We start from the raw sequence: 26331 nt of genomic DNA, 5'->3' as shown, positions 1-26331 counted from the left end.
TCAAATGCCATGCAATGCTGAGCCCACAACAACTAGCACCTAGCGCACTTAAGCTAAGTGAAATCTCTTTCGGTAGCGATTTATACTTTTATATTCCTGGTGAAACCACAGTTATATTGGCAGGTGATACCCCGCTAAAACTCCACATTATCGGGCGTCCGAGGGAATGGAATCACATCGCGAATGTTCGTCATACCCGTCATAAACTGCACCAGCCGCTCAAATCCTAGACCAAACCCCGCATGGGGTACCGTACCATAGCGACGCAAATCCAAATACCACCAGTAATCATCTTTTGGCAAACCCGCCTCCGTAATACGCTGCTCCAGCACATCTAAGCGTTCTTCCCGCTGCGAACCCCCAATAATCTCACCGATGCGAGGAGCCAACACATCCATCGCTGCGACAGTTTTACCCCCATCATTTAGACGCATATAAAACGCCTTAATCTCAGTGGGATAGTCCGTAACAATTACCGGCTTCTTAAAATACTCTTCCGCTAGATAGCGCTCATGCTCAGATTGCATGTCTAAGCCCCAAGAAACTGGATACTCAAATTTCTTGTCACATTTTTCAAGCAAGTTGATGGCGTCCGTATAGGTAATCCGCTCAAACTCATTGTTGATGATGTTATCGGCAGTTTCTAAAACTGTTTTGTCAATCCGCTTGTTGAAGAATTCCATGTCATCGGGGCATGCGTCTAACACATACTTAAAGACAAACTTGAGAAACTCTTCCGCCAGATCCATGTTGCCTTCCAAATCGCAGAAGGCCATCTCTGGCTCCATCATCCAAAACTCTGCCAGATGACGAGAGGTATTTGAATTTTCTGCTCGGAATGTAGGCCCAAAGGTATATACATTCGTAAACGCCATGGCCATAATCTCAGCTTCTAACTGGCCGCTCACAGTCAAATATGTGGGCTTACCAAAAAAGTCCTGGCCATAATCCACTTTGCCATCATCACCCTTGGGCAATTTATCCAGGTTCATGCTGGTAACGGTGAACATTTCCCCCGCCCCTTCGCAGTCACTGGCCGTGAGAATCGGTGTGTGAATCCAGAGAAAGCCTCGGCTTTGGAAAAATTCGTGGATGGCGCTGGCACAGGCATTACGAACACGGAAAACTGCACCGAGGGTGTTGGTACGCGATCGCAAGTGTCCCAATCCCCGCAAAAACTCAAACGAATGCCGCTTTTTCTGTAGCGGATAGGTTTCAGCATCCGACTCACCCACCACATCAAGGCCGCTAGCCTGCAGTTCCACCCGCTGACCTTTACCCGGCGACTCAGCCAGGGTGCCACTAATCACCACCGAAGCCCCCGTCGTGATCCGCTTCATCGCATCGTCATAGCCATCCAGGCTAACATCCACAATCACCTGAAGCCCCGTCATAGACGAGCCATCATTAATATCCAAAAAACTAAACTTCTTAGAATCACGCTTAGTACGAACCCAACCTTGGATAGTCACAACATCACCAGGGTTGCCAGATTTCAGGATGTGCTTAATACGCTGGGTGGCCATTACCTATATCTATGCCGAAAAATGACTCTATCTAAGGTAACGCAGGCAGCCCCCTTTACCGCCATCATCATCCGTTTTGAATATAGAAACGTCTCACCCCCCAAACCATCCCCGAAAAAACCATCCCAAAACTATTCCCAACCCCACAAATCGCAGCACCTGCCAAAACGGCTCCTTCAGGTTATTCCAGGACATCAGCTGATTCTCCAGCGTTTCCTCTAGCGTCTCAATTTGCTTTTTCAAACGCTTTAACTCAGCCTGAGGCAAATGCCCCTGGGTAATTTTTGCCTGAGCATCAGCCCGCTGCGCAAACGCCTCACGTACCTCGGTATACCGCTGGCGCAACGCATTAAAATCCTTAGTCGTTTCATCCAAAGCCGTAGCAAAGTCGGTGAGGTCTTGCTCAGTCAGGGGCAGGGACGATTTCATAACGCGACTCGGCTGGGTAGATATAGACTTAAAGTACAGGAGAGGTTCCTCACAAGAAACCCTCGGCAGATCTCAATAGTAGGTATGGATGCAGATCGATATGAAAGCTATCGATCTGCATCCATCAGGTGGAACGTTATCCACCGTCTCGAAAATAAACCATGGACAAGACAACAATGACGTCATCTGTCAACAACACGCTAGATTTAGAAACAGCTGAGCCAAAAGCGCTCGCTCAAGCATTGGCAAAGCAGCTATCCATTAGCCCAATGGATTGGCACCGACTAAACTCCAACCGCCAGATACGAGCAAAGGAGCAGATCGCAGCAGCTCTCGTATATTTGCTCAACGATAATCCAGAGGAAGCATTGCCACGATTAGAACAGGCCGTTGGCTGGCTTAATCGCAGCATTAAAGCACCACCATGTCCGACCCATGGTGAGCGTAAATAAGCTCCACTGCATCACCTACATTTGCCTGAAATGCCTGATGGGCATTACCGCCATTTACCGCAATTTCGACATAACCATGGCTACCAACCAGGGCAAGCGCTTCACCTAACTCCATGCGACCATAGGTGGGGCGATAAGGACAAATATATGTACCCAGCTGCACATACCAAAGCTGGCTAGTCAGCCCATCCCCTGGAATGGTAGTCACCAAATTGCCAAAATGATCGATATACTGAAGGCTGCCGCGATACCCCTGGTCCGTTACTACTGCATGATTGATATTCAGACTCACCAGACTAGATACTGGTAGCGACGTACCTAGCTCGCCTATAGGAATCCCATTCGCTAAATGCGCAGCCATAGGCGCAAATATGTCGCGACCGTGGAAAGTATTGCTAGGCTCAGGAGTGTACCAATAATCAGGATTCGTTAGCGCTGTCACTGCCTTAATCGAAAAGCCTGTCAGAATGCCATTATCTGGCGCAATAATGGTTTGCAGTCCAGCAGGTACACTAACTTCAGCCGCAATTGCAGCTCGTTGCGTCCCCACCCCCGGATCAACAACCACAACATGGATAGTGCCTACAGGGAAATACAAGTAGCTCGTTATTAAATTAAATCGAGCCGCTAAGATAGCCTGAGGTTGAAGCCCATGGGTGAGATCTATTATCTGGCTTTGGGGGCTGATACTAGCAATTACCCCCTTCATTACACCAACATAGCTATCCCTGTGGCCAAAGTCCGTTAGCAATGTGATCACCCCCATAGGGCTGCCACTCCCAAAGTGATACGTTTTCCCCAATGAGTAACCCCTTAGCACACTGTGTAGACGCCTTAGCGCTCAATGCAATTGAGCGTCACATCTTTATATGTGCAGATCAAACTAAACCCAAATGCTGTGACAAGGCTAATAGTATCGATGCCTGGAACTATCTCAAACAAAGGTTGCAAGAACTGAAGCTAGATAGACCGACTAAAGAACGACCCAGCTGCATTTTTCGCACCAAGGCCAACTGCCTACGCGTCTGCCAGAAAGGACCTATTCTAGTGGTTTATCCTGACGGTGTTTGGTACCACAGCGCCACACCAGAGGTCATAGAACGCATTATTCAAGAGCACCTTATTGGGAATCAGGTTGTTGAAGACTACGCCTTCCTGAAAAACCCCTTACCCGATGTAAATAAGTACCGAACAATCCGTGATCCTATTGACTAATTGGGAACAATTGATTTGAGCATATGGGTTAAGCAGTTGATATAAGCGCAATTGCTGTATTCCAATCCATGGGTAACAAAAATTTAATTATGTACAACCTTGCTATAAATTTAACTGGGCTTAATAAAACAACCCTGATTGACTATAGTCCGTACAGTATCATCAACAGAGGCGTATACAAACTAATACGAGGACTTTAGAAATCCTTCAACCCCTGATGTACTAGATATGATCTAGTAACTATCTAATACGTTTTGGATTTATCTTTTATCATCCTATTCCCATAGACTTCGAGTAACACGAGTACACGGCATGAAAGAAAATACCACTGGCGATCAAAAGAAGCTTTTACTGATAGATGACGATCCAAATCTCATCTTGCTTGTAAGAGATTACTTAGAGTTTCGAGGTTATCAAGTTGTCACAGCGGGCAATGGTCGCGAAGCTCTTGATGTATTGGGTGGATTAGTGCCCGACATGATTATCTGCGATGTCATGATGCCTGAAATGGATGGCTACGCCTTTGTCGAACAGGTTCGCCAAGATCCGGGTAAGAGTTGGATTCCCATTCTATTCTTATCTGCCAAAGGGCAAAGTCAGGACAGGGTCAAAGGCTTAACCACTGGCGCTGATGTTTACATGGTAAAACCATTTGAGCCAGAAGAGCTAGTAGCCCAGGTAGAATCTTCCCTCAAGCAAGCGTCCCGTTTGATTCATCATCAAACCAAAGCTGGCGGCAGCGCTCCGACCATTCAAGTCCCCTTTGATGTAGAGCTTACTCCCACAGAGTTAAAAGTAGTGCAGTTTGTGGCGCGAGGCATGGCAAACCGCGAAATTGCTGAAGAACTTAAAGTCAGCCAGCGCACCATTGAGAGCCATGTCAGCAATATGCTTGGCAAAACTGGCCTACACAACCGTACCGAACTAGCCCGCTGGGCTATGGAAAATAACAAGGCTTAATTCCCTTAAAGCTACAAAATAGGGCAGGTTATTTGCCGTGGATCTGCCCCTTATTTTTGACTAACCAAATTAAGTTCGATAGTTCTTGACTTAAGGGCATCAAATCCCGTTATAATACGGAAGCTTCGCTGGTGTAGCTCAGTTGGTAGAGCAGCTGATTTGTAATCAGCCGGTCGTCCGTTCGAGTCGGATCACCAGCTTTTTTATGAGAATCTTGTATGCAGAGGATTTCAACATCTCAAATTAGCCATCAAATCTAGAGTTTTGATGGCTAATTTTCACTTGATTTTCGATATAAATTAGGAGCTAGAAGCTTCTGTCATCGAAGGTTTCAGCGAAATTAGTACAGTAATTAGCACAGAAATCAGTAGTGACCGCTAAAACAACCTGACAGCATACATTACAGCCTTATTGTCCCCGGTGACAGCTTCGCTTCAATTACCTATACCACTCAAACTCCGAAATGGTGGCTTCCATCAGAAAATGTAGAAGGGCAGTTGTCACTGCCTAAAAAATTGCACAATTCATAGCCTGAAAGCCCTAAGTTAATATTCTATTTTTGAGGATACCTCAAGCAACTATTGGTCGTTTAGCAATGGGTTTGGAGGACATCATTTCGCATGCGAGTAATTTACTTAAGGGCACCTCTATTTATTTGATTTTTGAAGAATCGAGTCTCAAATGAGACTGTCATTGAGCTTTTTTTCTGGAGTCTCAATGAACCAAAACTGGCAAAATTCATTTATTCCATCCGTTTTTAGCTCTGATAATTCTGGTGTTTAGGCGGCTGCTTCGGCGATGTTTTCCTTTTGCCAAAAGACATAGCGTTTAAGATTGTAGGTCAATTTTTTTAGCCCGAGCATGGCTTTGGATCTGGCAAACCCAATCATGCGAATGACTTTGCCTTCCATCTCATTGACCATCGCGCCAAACAGCTATTGCAAGATCAACAGCTTTACAACACGATGACATCTATCGGGGAACGACCTGCTTTACTCTTTTGGGGCTTCGCATACGCGCTTGCTAAGATCGGTCGAAACTCATCCCATGGAATCATTGCATCCAAGCAGACCAACAGATCTTTCTTGGACTCCAGTTTTTGATGGCGCGTCTCAACATCCCAAAATCCCTGTTGTCCCATGAAATAACTGCCTGCCCTTAATATTAATGAAATTGAAAATAATGAAGGTAGGTCTCGAGATGAGGAAATTTTAATAGATAGCAATCTATTGACGACCAATCCATTGACGACCACTTCATTTCCACAGGTCTCTTGTGGAGACGATAGACCATCAGATCCGAGCCTGTATCCGATTAAGATGTATCCAATATACATCGATGACACTGATGAAAATTTGCAACGAGTTAGAGGAGAATTTTGAAACGATGCTTTTGTAAACAAGCAAGTAAGCAAGATACAAGTAGCAAGCTTCCATAAAAGAGATTTGGGACATTATTTCCATATCTTAATGGAGCAGAAGTTTGGGAATGCATACACAGGGGAAGCTAGTGTTTACTCTTCTCCAAATGATACAGATCCTGAAATCTTGACTAATTGACTCCTACAAAAACAACACAACAAACTTTAGAAGGACCTGAGCCAAAGCTGTGATGCCCCCCACCATCCTTGCAGTCGCTAGTTGAGCAATGGCATTGCGTTCAATCAGCGATTGCAACAAGACCAACAAGCCTACCATGATGCTCTCGGGCAGATTAGCCAAATTATCCATCCCCTCACCTTAGCTAACCTGTTGTGCTCAATAAAGCAGCTAATTTTAACCATGAATTTTGTTTCGCTAAATGTGTCAATTTCCTTTATGGTTATTGGCGAGTGATTAGTACTAACCACTCGTAACTCGCTCCAAACATCATGATTGGTCTATGGCTCGACGTTCTCTGCGTAAGTATTTAAGTTGTTTAACGGCATTCATTATAGGTAGCTCTTGCTCAACCCAAGTTCAGGTTATAGCCCCTGCTTTATCGAATCCGCTACCGCCACCGCCACCATTGCTCTTACCTAACGGGAGACCGAATTTAATACCGTTGCCAACAGCCCAGGAAATCTGGAAATGTGAGGTTGTGGTTATCGGTGGTTCCCTTGGGGGGGTAGCAGCTGCATACCATGCTATGCAGGCTGGGACCACTACCTGTCTTATTGAACTTACCCCCTGGCTAGGAGGGCAGATTAGCTCGCAAGGGGTATCAGCAATTGATGCATCCAGAGCAATGTGGGCTTATCAGAGCTTTGCGCCTAGTTGGCGAACCTTTAAGCAAAAAATTGCTCAGCAAACAGTGACCTTGCCAGAATGGACGGGGCGAGCCACTGTAACTGTCAATGATGTGAATTCATGCTGGGTAAGCAGGCTGTGCTTTGTACCAAAAGCGGGTGCTACTGCTGCCCAGCAACATTTAGAAAATGTGTTACCAAAAGCACCTAAAAGCCGTTGGCAAACTCAAACGGCTTTTAAGGGAGCAACATTTGATGATAGTGGTCAGGAAATAGTTGCCATTCATGCTATACAGCGTATTCCCAAAGAATCAAATTACATGCCCATGGGGCGACTATCTCAAGAGTTGGCCAGCTGGTATGCTTGGTCTGCAGATGACACATTTGAGAAAGTACCGTTGCGATTAGAGCCTCCTAAGGGAAAGCGCATGATTGTCATTGATGCTACTGATACAGGAGAATTTGTGGGCTGGGCAAATCTGCCTCATCGATTGGGATCAGAAGCTAAAACGACCACTGGAGAGGTGAACGGGGCCCAAAAAGATAACCCACAGTGTACTCAGGCATTTACGTACCCTTTTGTAGTGGCTATTCATGATGATGGAGGTAAAAGCCTGGCGGCTTTAGAACAAACATTACAACAATATCCGCCATTCTATGCGTCTCATGAGCATGAAAAAATATTTGAAATGGAGGGATTTCCCTTTTTTGAAGGTCGTAGCTTTTTTAACTATCGTCGGATTGTGAGTAATACTCGAAACAGTCCATTTTACTCTGTGCCTGTTCGGGGTGATATGACGATGGTAAATTGGAATCGCGGAAATGATTGGTCCTGGATGGACCCACCTCTAATTTACACGGCAGAGCAAGTGAAAAGAAGTGGTCAACAACAAAATTGGTTGGGAGGGATCTCGACCATAGCTTTGCGCCATGGTGAAGATCACGCTTTATTATTCGCTCGCTGGTTACTTAAAACCCAGTCAAAACCCCATCTCCCATTAAGTTATTTAATGGGAGATGAGGCTTATATGGGGACTCAATCAGGGTTGAGTTTGGTTCCGTATATCCGTGAAGGTCGACGTATTTTAGGCCGTGCTGCTTACGGTGACAAAGCATTTTTAATGCGTGAAGCTGACGTAAGAAATGACCAAGTTGGTGGTCGTGATTTTACACCGACTACGGTAGCAGTGACTCACTATGATGTCGATATCCATGGTTGCCGCTATCGAAATGGTGCTCCTACTGGGGAAGCGGTCACTGCTCCTGCTGCAGGATTTGTTGTACGTCCGGTACAGATTCCCCTGGAGAGTATGATCCCCCAGGAAATTAATAATTTGCTGATAGGTGGTAAGAGTCTTGCTGTGAGCCATATTGTGAATGCGGTTACCCGAGTTCACACGAGTGAGTGGGGTGTGGGTGCTGCAGCCGGAACCACCTCGGCTTGGCTGGCCAAACGTCCTGACCTAACGCCAGCTGATATTGTTAAGCAAGGGCATATGACCAAACTGCAGGAACAAATGTTAAGTCAGAATCTGCGATTAACATGGTAATGGTAGAGAATTCTCTCATACTCGTCCTCTACCGTGGTCCATCTTGCCTGTGAAGATCCTCCGTTTACGTCCGATATAAAGGTGGGGGATTTATCCTTAACGCCTGGCAGTCGCATGACTTTTTGGCTCTGTCAGATAAGCTTCTATTTGACAAATCAGCTCATTTACCAATGTCTTGTAATTACGCCAATCCTCAACTTCAATCAGGACATCATCATCGGTTGAACCGCTACGGTACCAGTCATAAAAAACTAGAAGCATACCAATAAAAGAAATCTATGGATCTAATCAAAACCCTTATTGAGCTAACACCTCAATAAAAGATATCTGTAAATAGAGATACAGATACTTTATGGCTATCATCGATTAAATAGAGCAAATTGATAGGAGTCCCCGCCATGAAGTCTCATTATCTTTGGTTCAGAAGACTTTCTCTCTCTTGTGCCCTGACGTTTTCTTCAGTTTTGATTGCCTCTTGCTCTGGCCCCAGCGAAAATACCGAAAGTTCAGCCAATACAGCCAATACTGGCAATGGAGAAGTGATCCGTATTTCTATTGGTACCCAAGACCAGGTAATTAATACGGCTGTTGGCGGTGCTACCGTACGAGAATTAGGGCTATTAGAAAAACATCTGCCAACAACAGGCAAATACGAAAATGTAGAATACGATATTCAATGGTCTAGCTACACCTCAGGACCACCTATTACCAACAAAATGCTTGCTGACCAGATTGATATTGGTTTAATGGGAGATTTTCCAGCCGTTATTAATCTGATTAAATTCCAAGAGGAGGTTGAGGGAGTTACCTCCACATTTATTGGCACCCTAGCCTATAGCCCTAACGGAGCAGGCAATGCGGTTGTTGTTCCCAAGGATAGTGATGTCACCTCTTTAGCGGATCTAAAAGGAGGCTCTGTATCCGTTCCTTTTGGCTCCGCAGCTCACGGCATGGTGCTCAAAGCCTTGAGCGACGCTGGCATTGACCCAGAGTCAGATGTCAAACTGATTAGCCAAGCACCGGAGGTGGGTGGTACCAGCCTACGTACGGGTCAAATTGATGCCCACGCTGACTTTGTGCCCTTTGGAGAATTATTCCCCTTCCGAGGATTTGCCAAGAAGATTTTTGATGGAGCCCAAACAGGCGTTCCCACCCTACACGGCATTGTTGTTCGTTCGGATTTTGCCGAAGAGCACCCCAAAATCGTTCAGGCCTATCTTCAGGCAATGCTGGAAGCTAACCAAACGTTTCAAGAGAAGCCCGAAGAGATCTCTGCCCAAATTGAAGAATGGTCAGGTATTGAGAAAGAAGTCATTTATATGTTTCTGGGGCCGTCTGGGCTACAGCCTATAAACCCAAGTATTGGTGAAGTGCAGTTAGAAGCGCTCAAAAACAGTATTGCCACGTTGATTAGTCTGGGTAAAATTGAATCCCCGGTCAACCCAGACGATGTTACCCAGTGGGTCGATGAAAGCTTCTTAAAAACAGCCATGGACAACATGGGCTTGAACTATGACGAAGTGATTGAAGTGGGCGAAAGCTATGTCATCACCGGAAATGACGCCCTCACCAACGAGCCAATTGAAGAGCCCAAAATGGCAGCCCAGCTGTGGATCCAAGAAGAGCCCACAGTGACTAATTTTGCCACCATTCCTAACATGATCAAAAAGCTCAACGAGCTACAGGCTGATGGCAAAGCTTCTGATGTGATCTTTGTCCACGATCGCAACAAAGGCTGGAAGCTGTTTGCGGAGAACTCTCACTATGTCAAAAATGGAGATGAAGTATCGGCCTTTTTGCTAGAAGCCGATGCCCAGGCGTTTGCCTCTGAGTCCGGTGGCCAGGTAACCACCTTTAAGAGCCTGCTACAGACCTATGCCAACGGACCTCAGCCAGCTCGCATTAGCCGTTTAACTGTGGAGGATTTGAAGCAGACACTGTTGGAGGCTGTACCAGCGTTGGCGGGTTAAGAATACATGCTCTCAACCATTCCTTTAATAATTCTCTCCTATGGCCAGCACCCTGCCTCAATCTCACGTTCGGGCTCGTAGCTCTAGCCCGATGTCAAGCTTATATCAAACCCTACAGGTCATCTTGTCAGGCCGTTCTGTCAGGCGGTTTATCGCCCTGGCCCTCTTTTTTGGGATCTGGCAAATCCTATGTATGATTGGCTTTAAGTTCTTTATTAACTTTCAGCTGATCCCCTCTCCATGGGAGGTGGCAAAAGCCACTGTCGATTTCTTTACCAGTGACCCCTGGGTGCATATCCGCTCTAGCGTGGTACGGGTATTGGTAGGGTTTGCTGTAGCATCTGTTTTGGCGGTCGTCTTGGGGATTATTATTGGCTGGTTTCAAATTGCTGAAGACCTTTTAATGCCAGCATTAGAACTGCTTAGACCCATACCGGCTGTGGCCTGGATTCCACTCGCCATCTTAATGTTTCCCAACGCTGAGACGGGAATGATTTATATCACCTTTATTGGCGCATTCTTCCCGGTTTTGATCAGCACAATTCGTGCAGTTGAGAATATTCTGCACGACATTATCCTGATTCGGGTAGGTCAATGTCTGGGGGCCAATCAATGGCATGTTTTCAAAGATATTGTCATTCCAGGAGCCTTGCCTGGCATAGCCAGTGGATTGACCATTGGCATGGGCAATGCCTGGTTTTGCTTAGTGACTGCTGAGATTTTGGCTGGCCGGTACGGTGTGGGCTACATTACCTGGGAGTCCTATGTTACATCCAACTATCCTCCCATTGTCATGGGCATGTTGCTGATTGGATTGATGGGGGCCCTGAGTTCGTGGGCGGTTGGGCGCAGCACAGCGGCCTTGATGCCCTGGCGTGTGATCAAAAAACAGGATGCTTAAATCAGTAGGAGTGCCCACCATGATAAAAGAGGCTGTGACAGCATCAGCGGCAACAACATCTAAAGCCAAAGGCTCGGTCAACGTGGAAGGAATTTCGATGATCTTTAATCGAAAGGGCCACTCCACCCAGGTTTTAGATTCGGTCAATTTACACATAAAGCCGGGGGAACTAGTTTGTCTTTTAGGCCCCTCAGGATGTGGTAAATCCACGCTGCTGAATATTATTGCCGGTTTTATCAAACCCACGGCTGGCTATGTCATGGTCGATCAAAAACAAGTTAGAAAACCAGGGGCCGATCGAGGGTTTGTCTTTCAGCAGTATTCGTTACTCCCCTGGAAAACAACCTATCAAAATGTTGAGTTTGGTCTAAAGATTAAGGGTATCCCCAAAGCAGAACGAGAGGATATGGTGGGAGAATATCTAAATCTAGTGGGGCTGGGCAAATATCGCAATGCCTACCCCAGACAGCTTTCGGGCGGAATGCAGCAGCGAGCCAGCATTGTTAGGGCCTTGGTTAATTCACCCTCAGTATTGTTGATGGATGAGCCCTTTGCAGCCTTAGATGCTCAAACTCGTCACATGATGCAGGAGTTATTGCTCAATATCTGGGAGACATTAAAAACTACGGTCATTTTTGTTACCCACGATATTGAAGAAGCGGTCTTTTTGGGCGATCGCATTTTTGTGATGGGCGTACAGCCAGGTCGTATCAAAGCAGAGTTGGATATTCCCCTAGTGAGGCCCCGCCATGTTGATGACATACTAACGCCAGAGTTTAGTCAGCTTAATCGTCAGGTCTTTGAATTAATTCGAGAAGAAACGCTGAAGAGTATGGAGACTCACTAGGAAATAAAATCAACTAGATTCATAGTAATTGAATGTACAGACGTTCCATGGAACGTCTCTCCAACATCTGGGTATTTTTATCCCCTACAACCACACATGCTTAACCTTACCAGCCTAACTACGTTGGTTGGCCTTGCTTTGGCAACTGGAATAGCCTTCCTGGCAACAGGACTAAAACAGCTGCCAGGCTTAGGATTATTGAGTCCCTTAATTTTAGCGGTCCTATTGGGTATTCTGGTCAAAAATACCGCTGGAGTTCCCAAAGTCTGCCAGCCAGGCATCACCTTTTCGCTCAAACGCATTTTACGGCTAGCGATTATTTTACTGGGACTACAGCTGAGTGTGTTCCAGCTGATCCAGGTTGGTCCCGTCGGGTTAATGATTGTCGCTGCCACCGTTGGTTCTACTTTTGTATTTACCTGTTGGTTAGGGCGTCATCTGGGCGTTAGCCGTAAGCTAGCCCATCTAATTGCAGCAGGCACTTCAATCTGCGGCGCATCGGCTGTAGTTGCTACAAATACTCTCCTAGAGGGACAAGACGAAGATGTAGCCTATGCAATTACGATCGTGACAGTGTTTGGCACAATTTCGATGTTGCTTTACCCTATACTCTCAACGATGCTCCAGCTCACGCCAGTCGCTTTTGGTGTATGGTCTGGAACGTCTATTCATGAGGTGGCTCAGGTAGTAGCAGCAGCCTTTCAACAGGGAGATGTTAGTGGTGAGTTAGCCACTGTGGCCAAGTTAGCACGGATGTTATTTCTAGTCCCGATTATGCTGACGCTGAGATCTATCTCAATGGGATCAGATCTTACCCATCGTCTGCGTGTTTCCTCTTTTAAATCCAGGCAGTTACCCGTTCCATGGTTTATTGTAGGCTTTGTAGTACTCATTGGCATCAATAGTCTAGATCTGTTCCCTCCAGCCTTAAAAGATAGTTTAATTCAAGGCAATAAATTTCTGTTAACTCTTTCACTAGCTGCCATGGGGTTAGAGACAGATCTCCTGAAGATGAAACAAACTGGTCTCAAACCACTTTATCTAGGGGGAGCCGCATGGTTCTTTATTTCACTGCTGAGTCTGGGGTTAATCAAGGCCTTTTATTGAGTAGATAGCCCAAAGTAAACGTTTCTATATACCGCTGGTTTCGACTTCACTCAACCAGCTAAATTAGAGACTCCGCTAATCAGCTAATTTAGAGAAGATGAGGGCTGAGCGGATTCAAAGCCCGGATTGATGGATAGTTTTTTCCATCCACTTAATTTCCTAGAAGGAGTTTATAGCCGTCTCTAAGAATTCAGGCTGTATCCAACTATTGACATCAATCTCACCCAGTTGCTCATTACCTGGAACGACTTTGAGTTGTTGGATATGATCTGTAATCCAGTCCGTGCGAATTTGCGTTTCTGGGAAAAACAGTCCCGTGCGATTTGACTGTTGGTAATCAAGGGTTTTAGAAACAATTTCAGGATCTAGCCTGACCCAATTACTGACCAGGGAAAGAGCACTCGGTGTATTGATATACCAATGCTGAGCGGCAATCAAGGCCTTTAAATAAGCAACCACTAGTTCTGGATGCTGTTCAGCAAAGGACTCTCTAACAACAATCCCATGGAATGTCGGTAATTCTGTCAAATCAGGGGCATCAACTAGACGTCTGAACCGACCATGATGGCTGGCAATTTCATGGAGAGGAGCAAAATAGGCATAGCCATCAGCCCGATCATTACGGGGGGTGAGGCGATCAATACTCAGGTTATCAATTGAGTTTAAGGTGACTTTATGGAGTAGATTGGCCTGGAACAGCGTACGCATCACCATTCCGTGGGCAGATGATGCAAAGGGAACGGCAAGTACTCGATTTCGTAAATCATCTAAGCTACTTAGGGAAGAACGACCAGGAACAATAATGGTATTCCCTGTCCCATCAGGGTTGCTGGCAACAAAGCTAACTAATCGAGTTTTGGTAGCAGAAGACGAGTTACTCTCTGAGGTTAGCCTGTCGGCCAGACCACTGAGTAACAAAGGGTAATCTCCTAAAATACCGATGTCTAGCTGTTGGGTTTGCAGACCTTTGGCAATGGGAGCTCCCGAAGTAAAGTCATGCCATTTAATTTGATAGTTTGTCTTGCTGTACTGACCGCTTCTGGGCAAAAAATGTTCGAGTAGTCCCAATCGTTGAATAATCACCCCCGCAGTTACCGTTTGTATGGTTTTGTTTTGGGTACCGATCGCCAGCGTCAAGGTTTCTGAAGAGGCTCCGTGGGCCTGGCGTAGCCATAGGCTAGGGGATTGTAAGTGGGCCGTCGTAGCCGATTTGGAGAATGATTTCTGTGCTCTAATCCGCTGAGCCCATTCAGACTCTTTGGAGACCAGCTGAATAAATTGTTGTAGGGGTTCAGTGGGTTGGATTTCGGCGCGATGTTTTTGGGCGTGGCGTGGGGTAACCCTGGAGAGTCGTTTAGGCGTTAGCATAAACAGCTGATAATCCAGAGCAAACTCCTGCAAGGGAATGGTAACCAAGAGCTTGGCTTGACGTTCTGTTTGAAGCTGTAAGCTGGAGCCAAAGCCTAGATAGTGCCCTTGGGTCAAAAATGTGCTTAATAAGCTAGCCGATTGGACAAACTCTCGGTGGGCAAAGTCCGAGAGGTGCATACCCAACTCTGCAAGCCTTGCTTCTAAAGCCACTCGCCCTGGTGTACCCGCACCTGGAAATACCCACGCTTCTGAGGTTAGATCGCGCAGGCTCAGCCATTGGCACGGGGCTAGCCGATGGTCAGCAGCTACCATCAAGAAATATTGAAAACTATCAATGGGCAATGAGTCTATTTCATCAAATTCACTGAGATTTGTCTCGGCAAAACCAATTTCAATCTCTCCCAATGTGATGGCTTGATGTAGCTGTTGCGATGTGTCAAAGGGCAAACATTTCAGCTCAATATCAGGATATTTCTGACGATACTTAAACAGGATTTTAGATAACCATCCGCTAGCAATACTGACAGTACAGCCAACTTTTAAACGGCTATATTTTCCCTGTTTAATTTCATTAATTTCATTGATTAAACGACTCTCTAACGCCAGTAGACTAGGGCCTGCTTCGAGTAAATAGCTGCCCACCGTGGTTAGCTTTATTTTGCGACCAAGCCGATGAAATAGATCGACACCCAGGTTGGCCTCCAGAGACTTAATTTTAGCGCTCACAGCAGGCTGGGTCAGGCTTAGAGCATCTGCTGCTTCGGTAAAGCTTAGGTAGCGTGCGACCTCTAAAAAGACTCTTAAATGATAAATTTCCACAACAAAATCGCTAGCGAACTAGGCGACGATTTAAAGGCCTACTGTAAGGCTCGATCAGGTAATCAAATCAATCAAATTTGGCACAAGTAACCTCTCTAATTAGTCTCTTAATTACCTAAGTTAATGGCCGTACAGCTCAACATATTATTTCTGATTTTTATGAGTATATAAAAAAGTTGAATCGAAAAACAGTGCTTTTTGATACAAAGGATCTTGAGGCGATCACTGAGTCTCTTTAGAATAAGGATAACGGACATGGAAAAGTATGCATATTTCTAAACAACGCCATCTTAACGAAGCCATGTTCGACACTTGAGATTTTTAGATTAGACCGCGAGTTTTCTATAGAAACCACACCGCTGAAGCCATGGCTTAAGAAAGTACTAGCTAATGCTTGCTTTTGATGAGCCTCCAACCGGTTGAGGTTTGATCACCTTATTGGAAATGAGGACTTTTGTGTGAATACTCAGCATCTGCAAACAGACTTTTTAGTGATTGGTGGAGGTACCGCCGGTACGATGGCGGGTATCAAGGCCAAGCAGGCTAACCCCGATGCCGATGTTTTAATCCTTGAGAAAGCTAATATTCGTCGTAGCGGTGCGATCGCAATGGGCATGGATGGCGTCAACACCGCCGTGATCCCCGGCAACTCCACCCCAGAACAATATGTGAGAGAAATAACCATCGCCAACGACGGCGTTTTAGAGCAAAAAAATGTTTACCAAACCGGGCGCTGGGGATTTGAAGTCATCCAAGAGCTGGAAAGCTGGGGTGTTAAATTTCAAAAAGACACTGAAGGTAACTACGACCTCAAACAGGTACACCGCGTGGGCAAGTACGTACTGCCCATGCCCGAAGGAAAAGATTTAAAAAAGATTCTTTCTCGCCAGGTTAAACGCCATAAGGTGCGGGTCACCAACCGGGTAATGGCCACGCGAGTCATGGTAAAAGAAGGGCGGGTGATTGGAGCCGTCGGCTTCGATGTGCGCCAGGGAGACTTTGTTGTTATCCAGGCAAAGGCCGTGGTGCTGTGTACCGGGGCCTGCGGTCGCCTGGGGCTACCGGCCTCCGGGTATCTCTATGGTACCTACGAGAACCCCACCAATGCGGGGGACGGCTATTCCATGGCCTACCACGCCGGAGCAGAGCTGACCAACATTGAATGTTTTCAGATCAATCCTCTGATCAAAGACTACAACGGTCCCGCCTGTGCCTATGTGGCCAGTCCCTTTGGGGCCTACACCGCCAACGCCGAGGGAAATCGCTTCATCAGCTGCGACTATTGGAGTGGCCAGATGATGTTGGAAACCTGGAAAGAGTTGAACTCTGGTAAGGGGCCGGTACACCTGAAGATGTATCACCTGGATGACGACACCATTTCCGAAATTGAGCGGGTGCTCTGGTCCAATGAACGCCCCAGCCGTGAGCGTTTCCATGAAGGACGAGGGGAAGACTACCGCACCAACGGGGTGGAGATGAACATTTCAGAGATCGGTCTTTGCAGTGGCCACAGCGCCTCCGGCGTTTGGGTCAGTGACAAGGCTGAAACCACCGTGCCCGGTCTCTACGCCGCTGGTGATATGGCCAGCGTGCCCCACAACTACATGATTGGAGCCTTTGTTTCTGGACGTCTGTCCGGCATCAATGCCATGGAGTATGTACAAGGCCTAGAGCATGTGGACCCCGACCCAGAGTTTCTCGCAACAGAAAAAGCTCGCATCTATGCCCCCTTGGATCGCCCCGATGGCGTGCCTCACACCCAGGTGGAGTATAAGCTGCGTCGCTATGTGAATGATTATCTACAGCCGCCCAAATCTCCTACCAAGATGGATATTGGTCTCTCGGCCTTTGAGCGGTATCACGAAACCCTGGATTTGATGGGAGCCCGAGACCCCCATGAGCTGATGCGCTGTATGGAGGTTCACTTTATCCGAGACTGTGCCGAAATGGCGGCCCGGGCATCTCTTTATCGTAAGGAGAGTCGTTGGGGACTGTATCACTATCGTCTGGATTACCCTGAGAAAAATGATGAGGAATGGTTCTGTCATGTGAACTTAAAGAAAACAGAATCGGGCAAGATGGAAATGTTTAAGCGCCCGGTGGCTCCTTACATTGTGGAGGTGGATCTTCAGCAGGAAGTGTATGACGTGGCGGTACGGTAGGGATCCTTTGTAGAGGCGTTCCATGGAACGCCTCTACAAAGGACGAAAAATTTCTGTTCTTTAATTGAGAAACCCATCTATGGCTCTAACCACCCAGCGTGTTGATGTCCCAGTAATTGTGGACGAATCTAAATGTCTCGAAAAATGTACGGCCTGCATCGAAGTCTGCCCCCTGGATGTGTTGGTAAAAAACCCTGAGACTGGCAAAGCCTATATGAAATACGACGAGTGTTGGTTTTGCCTTCCCTGTGAGAAAGAATGTCCCACCAATGCCATTACTGTTCAGATTCCGTTTCTACTGCGTTAGGGAGAAAAACTCACCATGGCCCATACCGACCTTGATCCAGAAGTGGTGCAGTGGGTAGAAATGTTGCGATCGCAAGACCTCAACGACCGCTTGGTGGCTGCCAAATCACTACAGCACCTGGGGGATGAAGATGCCATTGACGCCTTGATCCAGAGCTTGAATGATGAGAGTCCGAGGGTTCAGGAGATTGCCGTAACCGCTCTTTGGGAAATGGCAAACCCAGTGGTTATCCCGCCGCTGTTGGACTGTTTAAGGTCTGACCATGAACCCGAGGTGCGCGAAGAGGCCCTATCTGCCCTGAAAGAACTGGTCGCTCCTGACGATTTACTCAAGCTGTTGGATGCGATTCAAGTCGATGACGAAAATGTGCAGCTGAATGTGCTGATCCTGCTGCGCAAAATTCACGATGCCCAGGCGTTGCCCTATATTCTGCCGTTCTTTGAGTCTGAGAATCCGGTACTGCGGGAGGCCTCTGTTGTTACCCTGCGGTATCTAAATCAGGTGGTGCGCTGTGAGCCTGCCCTCGCCCTGGCTAAGGATACTAATGATGAGGTCAGACGTTCGGCTATTTTGACCCTGGGGTATTTGAGTGATGAGGCGGTGGTGCCGATGTTGTGTAGTGCGATCGCACATGACCCAGATTGGCAGGTACGACGCAATGCGGCCCAGTCCCTCGACCTCCATGCCACCACTGCGGCCACACCAGCCCTGACCCAGGCATTGGCCGATGACCACTGGCAGGTGCGCAAATTTACCGCCCGTGCCTTACAGAAAGTTGCCACCAATGAGACCATTCCCATACTGATCAAAGCCCTTTCTGACGAGTATTCCGATGTGCGACGCGATGCCGCCATTGCCCTGGGTAATTTGGGTAATCCTGAAGTCTTACCAGCCCTAAAACAAACTCTCGATGACCCAGATCGGGATGTACAGATTTTCTCTCAGCGGGCCATCCAAAAGATTCAGGATCAGCTAGCGGAAGCGTCCAATGCCTAACCATGATTCTCCCTTTGTTCGTGCCCCTCACCAGTCCCCCGATGCCATCCCCGATAGCCCGGTGATAGCCATCCGTAAACAGGCGGCTATTCGATGTCTCAAGCAGGTGGTTGAACCGATTCTCAACAAAAACATTGTTGACCTGGGCATGGTGCGAAACCTGCGAGTGGTGGATAACTATGTGTATCTGAAGCTTTATATCGGTGTCCATCAGCATGACCTTAAGGAGCAAGCTCAGTTAGCCCTGGGAGATTTAGAGTGGTGTCAGAAAGCCTACATTCAGATTTGCACAATTCCTGGTGTGCACACGACGCTGGCCGTATCCAGCGGCAAGGGAGGTGTTGGCAAGTCCACCACAGCTGTGAATCTAGCCGCTGCCCTGACAAAAACCGGGGCCAAGGTGGGTCTGCTCGATGCTGACATCTACGGTCCCAATGTGCCCCAGATGTTGGGACTTGCTCAAACTACGGTTGAGGTGATTGACACACCGGAGGGGCAGCGCTTCAAACCATTGGAGGCCCATGGTATTAAGGTCATGTCGGTGGGACTGCTGGCAGAGCCTGACCATCCTTTAGCCTGGCGTGGTCCCGTTCTCCATAAGATTATTACCCAGTTTATCCAAGACGTGGATTGGGGAGAGTTAGACTATCTTTTAATTGATCTGCCCCCCGGTACCGGCGATGCCCAGATTACCATTATTCAAGAAAGCCCCATCTGCGGCGTGGTGATGGTAACAACGCCGCAACAGGTGGCAGTCTCAGACGTGCGACGCAGTATCCACATGTTTCGTCAGGTGGGCGTGCCCGTCCTCGGTCTGGTAGAAAACATGAGCTACTTGATCTGCGACTGCTGTGGGGAGCGCACATCAATTTTTGGTAGCGGTGGGGGAGAGCAAATGGCCCAGGAACTATCCGTGCCGCTGTTGGGCCAGGTACCTATCGATCCTCAGATCTGTCAGGGAGGTGATAGGGGTCAACCTTTACCTTTAGCCGATGGAGAGGCTCCTTTGTCACAGGTATTTGCTGCGATCGCTACTGGTTTGAATCATACATTTTCTCCGACTGTAGATCGGACAGAAAATCATATAATCAATCAGACAACAACAGCTCTATAAGCATCTGTTTGTTGTTTCACGATCCTCAGGCACTGAGCGCGTTGGCTTTTAGACCAGGAATGGCTTTACCTTAAATCCATGTCCTATCATGTACCTGCCCTGAAAACGTCAATTCTGACTAGCTGCACGCTAATGGCGTTTGCCGCCAATTCTTTACTTACCCGCATGGCCCTGGGTCCAGGCTCCATTGATGCAGCCAGTTTTATGACGCTGCGATTAGTTTCTGGTGCAGCCATGTTGTTAGCCATTATGACGTTCTCTCAAAGAACGTCTGTTGTAAAGCTCCAGGACAAATGGACAGCCGCATTGATGCTGTTTCTCTACGCAGTTACCTTTTCGTTTTCATACTTGCAACTAGCCGCAGGCACCGGAGCCTTAATTCTTTTTGGCTCAGTGCAGGTAACGATGATTGTAGCTGCCTTAAAACAGGGAGAAAAGCCACATCCGTTGGAATGGGCAGGATTACTACTGGCGCTAATGGGATTGTTATATCTGGTATCACCCGGTTTGGCAGCGCCGCCAGTGGTGGGTTCTCTCCTAATGGTGATGGCAGGTGTCGCTTGGGGATTTTACTCGCTGCTCGGTCGTGGAAGCCAGGACCCAGTAGCCTATACAACGACTAATTTTGTACGGGCTGTTCCCTTTACCGTTGGGGTGAGTCTGATCAGCCTATCGGAGATGCACCTGACTCTGACGGGTGTGGTTTTAGCATTGTTATCAGGGGCGCTGGCCTCTGGTGTGGGCTATGCAATGTGGTATGCGGCGCTAAAGGGCCTAACGGCAACGCGGGCGGCAACAGTGCAGTTAGCCGTGCCTGTGATCGCTGCATTAGGGGGAATTTTATTTTTGCAAGAGACATTGAGCGCACGATTGGTCTTGGCGTCTTTGCTGATTTTAGGTGGCATTGGCCTAGCTGTAATGGGACGTAGCGAGCAGTAAACGTATATTCGCTAAAAAGTCTTGTTGCAGCTGATCAATGATTGATGCTTGCCCAGCAAAGAGTCCAATAATGATGTTGGTATCGAGTAAGTAGCTACCACTCATCCAAATCTACCTGTTCGCAACCTTCCTCAATAGCATCCTGCATTAGAGTTAGATCATCCGATTGGATAGAACCAGCAAACTTAAGCAACTTTTGGCCAGGGGTGCTTTGAAGTCTGACTTGGCCCAATATACGGGCAAATTGCAGAACTTGCTGCTGCAAGGACTGCGGCATATTGCTTAGCTGCTCAATGACTTGATCAATGATGGATAAACTCATTTTTACCTCCTCATTAATTCAATTTTACAGACTCTAAAGGGCTATAGCGAAAGCGGTGCGTTCTAATGCCAGAATCAGTGCACAAGTTATCTGTAGCAAGCAACGCACCCTTCTTTGCTCTGCTAACCCAACTTCTTTTGCTTGTTCTGTCTTTTGATCTCTCTCAGCACTTTCTTATCTTCACGAATTGAAGCATTCACAGCTTCTCCAAACCTGAAAGTAATTGATAGTTCACACTCAGGTTCAGAAGCATCTTGAATTAAAATTGAATCTATAATTTCTTGACCTTTGTTCACTGCATTTCTCAGAGAATCGCCAATTTCCTGCTGCCCTTCCCCTTTCCATGCTTCCTCAGCTGTTGTTTTCCCCGCCAAGAGACAAGTTAAGAGATAGGTAGAGAGGGTGACACTAAAAGCACAGGCAGTATCAGACTTTATAGAATTCTTAAGGCATTTCTTCCTATTCCTATAAGAATCAGCCAATGTGCCAAATTCCAGCCTAATACGTGCTCCTTTTCTCGATTTAGAATCTCCTTGTATGAACACAACATTAACTATTGGTTGCCTAATGTTGGCTGCTGCCTTCAGGCAGCTACCAATTGTTTCTTCCAAAGATCGTGTAGAAGATTTGTCACTGTTAATACTTAAGCGATAGTTACACCAAACCTCATCAGCAGTAATATCTCCAACTAAGAAACGAGCAAAGAGTTGGCATGGAATTTCAATATAGAAAGCAGAATCTTCTCCAAAGCAGGCAGAAAATCCTTCGGACTCTATTAGATACCTATTTAACGAAGGAGTAGGATTGATTTGATTCTTTGGCAATTGCTCCCACTGTTCCCGTCCATGCCCGTATTTAATCTGATTAAAGTTTATTTTTTCTAAAAATTGTTCCTGCTCTGCTGTTATTGAAACAGTAGGATGAGGGTTCTTTATAATTAGGTGCTTTGCTTTCTTTTGCCATCCATATCCCAATCTAGAATATTCATTGCTGACAGTGACAATCACTACTGCTGAAATAAATCCAGAACCGCTAACACGTTGCCGATGCATAGCCCAAGACCAAGAGCGATTATCCGTCAAATTGAGGATCGTAGTCCAATCCCATTTATCTGTGTCTGCTAGGGCCGAATAAACAGCTTTTTGTAGTTGCCTAGAGGAAAGTGCATCATGACCTGTTATTTGATGAAGACTTTCGGAAGCACCAATAACTAGAACAAGCGGTTCCTTACTGCCATATTTTCCCTCCCAAGTTCGTTTAGCCTGTCGTCCTGCCTTACGCTCGATAGTTTTATAAATTGGGTTATCTGTAGCTCTCTCTGGAATATTTTGTGCTGGGAATGAAGAAGAGCTACTAATTCTAGCCTCAACAATTACATTTGCTTCCTCAACGTGCCATGTGGATGGCAGTTTTTGCGATAAGAGTTCGGTTACAAAAGCTGTCCAGCTATTTGTCTTAAGCTGTTTTTTCCAACGATTTTGCGGTGGTACTTGGACATCCTTTCTATCATCAGCAGGAATGAGGCGAATTCCTAATGAGTTTGTATAAAGAATTCCTTTTCTAGATAACTCTTGCTTAATCCACCTGTGAAAATGTTTTACTTCTTCTTCTTCTTGTTGATTCCGAGGTTGAATATGGGCGATCTCAATATAAAAGGGTTGACAATCATGAGGCTGTAAAAAAATATCTGGTGCTGCATCAGTCGGTTCGTGTTGAATTAGAGCAGCTATGCTTTGCTCTTTGCTTATTTCTTTATTATATCTTGAGACAATAGAACTAGCAGTTGCGTGCAAGACAATTAATTCCCAAAGCATCGGCTTTGTGTTTTCATGATCATTCCTTAATTTTTTTCTAAGGCTATCTAGGTTGGTACCGAGCCACAGCTCACATTCGCTTAGTAAAGTCCTTGCTTGTTCGTCATTAATCATTTCAAATGATCAGGTAGTGAGATAATGTCAAAATTATGAGCTTGCGGATAAGCTCCATAATGCCGGATATTATCCGTCACGTTTGCAGGATACTACCCCAATTCACAGAACTTATATTCAATGTTTGACGCATAAGCATGGAAATCAGAATACTTATGCATCACATCTGACCAATAGGTCCCAACATAGGGGAGTTACACGTGTCCTGCCACAACACCTAAATCCATTGCAAACCCTTGTTAAGCAAACTATTCTGCAAACATCTCAGCTAAAATAGCAAGCAGCATTTTTTGCTCATCTTCACTAATTCGACCAAGCTTTTCAACCAATCGATTCTTATCGACTGTGCGGATTTGATCCAAAACAATTTGCCCACTCTTACCCTGAAATTGACAAACCGCACGGGTGGGATATTGCTTACCTCTTGTAGTCATTGGAGCAATGATAACCGTAGCAATATAACGATTCATCTCATCTGGTGAGATAACCACACAGGGTCGCATTTTCTGAATTTCACTACCAACAGTGGAATCTAGATTAACCAGAAAAACATCAAAACGATTCACTACCATTCCCATTCAGATTGATCCCAGTCAGTAGCGTTGACTTCATCTAGAAGGACATCATCTTGATTCGCAGCCATTGCAGCAAAGGCTTCATCCCATCCAGCACGCCAACACTGCGCTGTGCGAATAGTCAGACAATCACCCTGTACTTCAATTTCTACTTCTTCATGAATACCGCTTTGCTCTAAGAGGAGCTTAGGAATGCGAACACCTTGTGAGTTACCAATTTTAACGATTCGAGTTTTGATAACTGTGCCCATATCTAGATAACTGCAAACACGAACTGTAATTACATAGTAATCACATCAAAAGGAGCTGTCAAATATCCTGTAGATTGACAGCTGTCAGCACTTGCCCAGACGTTGTTACCCATCCAAAAATCGTCTGTGTCATTGCCACTGACACTCGATGAAACTCCGGATTTAACGAGGCACAACAATCTTCTAGCAGCAAACATTCATAGCCTAAATCATTGGCCGTTCTCAGTGTCGTATGCACACAGCACTCTGTTGTTACTCCCGTGAGTAACAGCTTTCGAATATCTCGCTGTCGTAAAATTAAATCCAAATCCGTTGCTACGAAGGCCCCTTTCCCTGGCTTGTCTAAAACAATTTCCCCTGATATTGGCTGTAGCGCATCCACAAAATCGTGACTTTTGGAACCTCTGGTTAGCAACCGCCCCATGGCTCCTTCACTACCAATTTCTGCGTTTTGTTTTTTAGAACGCGCCAGCTTATGGGGTGGACAATCACTTAAATCCGGACGATGCCCCTCACGAGTATGAATAATCGTCACGGATGTTTGCCGCAATGATTGTAGTAATGTTTGCAAAGGCTTAATCGGCTTCTGAGTCTGACTCACATCAAACCCTTTACAATCGGCCCACCCACCCGGCGTACAAAAGTCGTTTTGCATATCGATGACCAACAGTGCTGTCTGCGCCAGGTCGAGCTTTAGAGGATAGGGTTGAGCCGGAACCGTTATTTGATGGGTATTCATAATCAAAAGAAAAAACCCTAGCAAAGCTAGGGCGTGTGTGAGATGGACTGTCTGTTGGAAATCTGGTCTTATGTCTTCCTTGGTTAGCCCTGGCTAATTTTGATTTACCTTGAAAAAGTCCAACAGAAACAATGCATAGATTTTTGTTGCTGCTACAACTTTGTCCATATCGATAAACTCATTTACCGGCGGCCAGCCGTCTTCACCCGGACCAAAGGTAATGGACGGAATTCCACTGTGGGCAAAGCGGAGCGTATCGCAGTAGGCATTCTTGCGATAGAGTACGGGATCTTTACCTAAGATCTGCTGGTATGCCCTCGATAATGCCTGCACGTGCTCTGCATCTTCTGATACCTCTATGGAGGCAGGCACAAACGTCTCTCCTTCTACCTGGGTAATCGTCGCCTGAAAGGTGGGGTCCTTAGCCTGTAGTTCAGCAATCACCGTTTCCATATCTTGCACAATGGACTCGTAGGTCATGCCGGGCACCAGGCCAATGACCCACACCCTGGCCTTACAAGAGGGTGGGGTAAACTGCCCTTCCCCAATTTGTCCGGCTTCTATTTTGACTGGGCAAATGCTGGGCTGGGTGGGGCCATAAATTTGTGGTGCGTCATGGGTAAAAGTGGTGTTGCGCAATGTCTCGATCAGCTGAGCCATGTGCAATACGGGATTGACGCCTTCATCGGGTCGCCAAATGTGCGATCGCACCCCCGTGGTCTCAATATCCACCAAACATAGGCCTGAGTGAGCCAGGGCAATGCCAATGCCCCAGTCGTCTCCCTCGGTCCAGGAGGTGGGCTCCGCCGTAATCTCATAATCGGCAGTGAGGCCGTAGTCATTTAACAAATGTAGCGCGCCTGCCTTGCCATGGCGCTCTTCATCTACAGTGTAGGCACAAATCAGCTCGCCGTTGATTTTTACCCCGGCCTGACGCAGCATCTCAATGGCAATCAGCTGGCAGGTCATATTGCCACGGGTATCGGATGTGCCTCGACCGTAGAGATACTTGCCGCGCAGGGTAGCGTTGTAGGGGTTATGTCCCGACATATGCCACTCTTTTGGATCACAGGAGGGGTAAGTATCCAGATGATCGTTAAAAATGAGAGAAGGTCCGGGTAGTCCATCATTCCAGCGACCGACTACATTGGGTCTACCTTCAATGGCCGATACCCATTCCACATCTAACCCTAAGGACTGTAGGTGCTGTCCCACCTGTCGTGAGATATCTTCCTCATGGGCCATGGGAGCTTCCGGGTCAATGGAATTACCACAGCCCGGTTGTCCGGTGGGTACCAGGTCTTTGATCAGCTGCACACATTTCTCTTGGGTGATACCTGCGAGAATCTGTTCTTGTAGATCGGTCAGTTCTGATGGGGTAGAGAGGGTTTCTAACATTGAATGCACTCCGAAAATAAATGATCTAAACCTATATATTCTTTTCTCGCGAGCTATAGAGCTTCTCTGTTGAGAAGGAGGCTGTGTATATATCTCTCAGAAGAGAGTTCGAAATCCTGCCTTATCCCCCCTTAATCCCCCCTTGGTAAGCAGGGCTGTTTCATTGTCTGGACAGAAAATCTGAAGGCATTGAAAGCTTATTTGAGAAAAGGCATGCTCTACTTGA

26 protein-coding genes and 1 tRNA gene are annotated in these 26331 nt (G+C 46.7%); 14 read left to right on the top strand and 13 right to left on the bottom strand.

The genetic code is table 11. The features are described from left to right. Positions 1-134: 134 nt before the first annotated feature. Positions 135-1526 (bottom strand): asparagine--tRNA ligase, encoded by a 1392-nt coding sequence (asnS, locus tag SPB21_RS30540; RefSeq protein WP_499868828.1) that lies wholly within the window; start codon positions 1524-1526, stop codon positions 135-137. A gap of 93 nt (positions 1527-1619) precedes the next feature. Further along, positions 1620-1955: a sll0565 family protein gene (locus SPB21_RS30535; protein WP_499868827.1), complete on the bottom strand. Its 336-nt coding sequence runs from the start codon at positions 1953-1955 to the stop codon at positions 1620-1622. A gap of 176 nt (positions 1956-2131) precedes the next feature. Here SPB21_RS30535 and SPB21_RS30530 point away from each other — a divergent pair, with 176 nt between their 5' ends. Next, positions 2132-2407, top strand: a complete 276-nt coding sequence (locus SPB21_RS30530) for a DUF6439 family protein (RefSeq protein WP_006517728.1) — start codon at positions 2132-2134, stop codon at positions 2405-2407. Here the strand turns inward: SPB21_RS30530 and SPB21_RS30525 are convergent. Continuing rightward, the gene (locus SPB21_RS30525) at positions 2367-3173 is read right to left on the bottom strand and encodes an SAM hydrolase/SAM-dependent halogenase family protein (RefSeq protein ID WP_163697054.1); all 807 of its coding nucleotides are present in this window, start codon (positions 3171-3173) and stop codon (positions 2367-2369) included. The genes SPB21_RS30530 and SPB21_RS30525 overlap by 41 nt on opposite strands. Before the next feature lie 35 nt (positions 3174-3208). On the opposite strand from SPB21_RS30525, the gene SPB21_RS30520 reads away from it, so the two are divergent. The 3 genes from SPB21_RS30520 (at position 3209) to SPB21_RS30510 (ending at position 4782) form a co-directional block, all read left to right on the top strand. Continuing rightward, positions 3209-3622, top strand: coding sequence for a (2Fe-2S) ferredoxin domain-containing protein (locus tag SPB21_RS30520; protein WP_163663009.1), 414 nt, complete (start codon positions 3209-3211; stop codon positions 3620-3622). A 312-nt stretch (positions 3623-3934) separates the two neighbouring features. Continuing rightward, positions 3935-4582, top strand: coding sequence for a response regulator transcription factor (locus SPB21_RS30515; protein WP_006517731.1), 648 nt, complete (start codon positions 3935-3937; stop codon positions 4580-4582). Positions 4583-4709: 127 nt separating this feature from the next. Then, positions 4710-4782 (top strand) — tRNA-Thr (locus SPB21_RS30510). Positions 4783-5361: 579 nt separating this feature from the next. On the opposite strand, the gene SPB21_RS30505 is transcribed toward SPB21_RS30510, so the two are convergent. Continuing rightward, positions 5362-5505: a hypothetical protein gene (locus tag SPB21_RS30505; protein WP_499868824.1), complete on the bottom strand. Its 144-nt coding sequence runs from the start codon at positions 5503-5505 to the stop codon at positions 5362-5364. Between the two features lie 639 nt (positions 5506-6144). Beyond that, positions 6145-6312: a hypothetical protein gene (locus SPB21_RS30500; protein ID WP_499868823.1), complete on the bottom strand. Its 168-nt coding sequence runs from the start codon at positions 6310-6312 to the stop codon at positions 6145-6147. Between the two features lie 151 nt (positions 6313-6463). On the opposite strand from SPB21_RS30500, the gene SPB21_RS30495 reads away from it, so the two are divergent. Next, complete coding sequence (locus SPB21_RS30495) at positions 6464-8359, top strand: FAD-dependent oxidoreductase (RefSeq protein ID WP_499868822.1); 1896 nt, start codon at positions 6464-6466, stop codon at positions 8357-8359. A 96-nt stretch (positions 8360-8455) separates the two neighbouring features. Here the strand turns inward: SPB21_RS30495 and SPB21_RS30490 are convergent, their stop codons facing one another. Next, entirely contained in the window at positions 8456-8620 is a 165-nt protein-coding gene (locus SPB21_RS30490) for a hypothetical protein (RefSeq protein ID WP_499868821.1), read from the bottom strand. A 137-nt stretch (positions 8621-8757) separates the two neighbouring features. On the opposite strand from SPB21_RS30490, the gene SPB21_RS30485 reads away from it, so the two are divergent. The 4 genes from SPB21_RS30485 to SPB21_RS30470 all read left to right on the top strand — a co-directional run bounded on the left by SPB21_RS30485 (position 8758) and on the right by SPB21_RS30470 (position 13184). Then, positions 8758-10329, top strand: a complete 1572-nt coding sequence (locus tag SPB21_RS30485; RefSeq protein WP_499868819.1) for an ABC transporter substrate-binding protein — start codon at positions 8758-8760, stop codon at positions 10327-10329. A gap of 40 nt (positions 10330-10369) precedes the next feature. Continuing rightward, on the top strand, positions 10370-11230 hold the full coding sequence (locus tag SPB21_RS30480) for an ABC transporter permease (protein WP_499868817.1): 861 nt from the start codon (positions 10370-10372) through the stop codon (positions 11228-11230). A 19-nt stretch (positions 11231-11249) separates the two neighbouring features. After that, entirely contained in the window at positions 11250-12077 is an 828-nt protein-coding gene (locus tag SPB21_RS30475; RefSeq protein WP_163668499.1) for an ABC transporter ATP-binding protein, read from the top strand. 96 nt (positions 12078-12173) lie between these two features. Continuing rightward, a complete protein-coding gene (locus SPB21_RS30470) occupies positions 12174-13184 on the top strand; it encodes a YeiH family protein (protein ID WP_499868815.1) in 1011 nt (336 codons plus the stop codon). A gap of 159 nt (positions 13185-13343) precedes the next feature. On the opposite strand, the gene SPB21_RS30465 is transcribed toward SPB21_RS30470, so the two are convergent. Next, a complete protein-coding gene (locus tag SPB21_RS30465) occupies positions 13344-15374 on the bottom strand; it encodes a LysR family transcriptional regulator (RefSeq protein ID WP_499868814.1) in 2031 nt (676 codons plus the stop codon). 458 nt (positions 15375-15832) lie between these two features. Between SPB21_RS30465 and SPB21_RS30460 the strand changes: the two genes are divergently transcribed. From SPB21_RS30460 to SPB21_RS30440, 5 genes are all read left to right on the top strand, one after another. After that, positions 15833-17536, top strand: coding sequence for a fumarate reductase/succinate dehydrogenase flavoprotein subunit (locus SPB21_RS30460; protein WP_499868813.1), 1704 nt, complete (start codon positions 15833-15835; stop codon positions 17534-17536). 79 nt (positions 17537-17615) lie between these two features. Continuing rightward, positions 17616-17843 (top strand): 4Fe-4S dicluster domain-containing protein, encoded by a 228-nt coding sequence (locus SPB21_RS30455; protein WP_006517750.1) that lies wholly within the window; start codon positions 17616-17618, stop codon positions 17841-17843. Positions 17844-17858: 15 nt separating this feature from the next. After that, complete coding sequence (locus tag SPB21_RS30450) at positions 17859-18839, top strand: HEAT repeat domain-containing protein (protein WP_163668490.1); 981 nt, start codon at positions 17859-17861, stop codon at positions 18837-18839. After that, positions 18832-19953, top strand: a complete 1122-nt coding sequence (locus SPB21_RS30445) for an Mrp/NBP35 family ATP-binding protein (RefSeq protein WP_499868810.1) — start codon at positions 18832-18834, stop codon at positions 19951-19953. The genes SPB21_RS30450 and SPB21_RS30445 overlap by 8 nt, the downstream gene beginning before the upstream one ends. Before the next feature lie 78 nt (positions 19954-20031). Beyond that, complete coding sequence (locus SPB21_RS30440) at positions 20032-20892, top strand: DMT family transporter (protein WP_499868809.1); 861 nt, start codon at positions 20032-20034, stop codon at positions 20890-20892. 94 nt (positions 20893-20986) lie between these two features. Here SPB21_RS30440 and SPB21_RS30435 read toward each other — a convergent pair whose 3' ends face one another. The 6 genes from SPB21_RS30435 to SPB21_RS30410 form a co-directional block, all read right to left on the bottom strand. After that, positions 20987-21214, bottom strand: a complete 228-nt coding sequence (locus SPB21_RS30435; protein ID WP_499868807.1) for a hypothetical protein — start codon at positions 21212-21214, stop codon at positions 20987-20989. 122 nt (positions 21215-21336) lie between these two features. Continuing rightward, entirely contained in the window at positions 21337-23142 is a 1806-nt protein-coding gene (locus tag SPB21_RS30430; RefSeq protein WP_499868805.1) for a hypothetical protein, read from the bottom strand. A 248-nt stretch (positions 23143-23390) separates the two neighbouring features. Then, positions 23391-23720 (bottom strand): type II toxin-antitoxin system PemK/MazF family toxin, encoded by a 330-nt coding sequence (locus SPB21_RS30425; RefSeq protein WP_499868803.1) that lies wholly within the window; start codon positions 23718-23720, stop codon positions 23391-23393. Continuing rightward, entirely contained in the window at positions 23708-23968 is a 261-nt protein-coding gene (locus tag SPB21_RS30420) for an AbrB/MazE/SpoVT family DNA-binding domain-containing protein (RefSeq protein WP_499868801.1), read from the bottom strand. The genes SPB21_RS30425 and SPB21_RS30420 overlap by 13 nt, the downstream gene beginning before the upstream one ends. A gap of 58 nt (positions 23969-24026) precedes the next feature. Next, a complete protein-coding gene (locus SPB21_RS30415; protein ID WP_499868799.1) occupies positions 24027-24707 on the bottom strand; it encodes a cysteine hydrolase family protein in 681 nt (226 codons plus the stop codon). A 93-nt stretch (positions 24708-24800) separates the two neighbouring features. Continuing rightward, positions 24801-26105, bottom strand: coding sequence for a M20 family metallopeptidase (locus SPB21_RS30410; RefSeq protein ID WP_499868797.1), 1305 nt, complete (start codon positions 26103-26105; stop codon positions 24801-24803). Positions 26106-26331 lie beyond the last annotated feature (226 nt).

This window comes from Leptothoe sp. ISB3NOV94-8A, assembly GCF_043421595.1.
GTDB classification, from domain to species: Bacteria; Cyanobacteriota; Cyanobacteriia; order Phormidesmidales; family Phormidesmidaceae; genus Leptothoe; species Leptothoe turfae.
The sequence above is the reverse complement of the archived record's forward strand: the minus strand, read 5'-3'. Positions and strand labels throughout refer to the sequence as shown.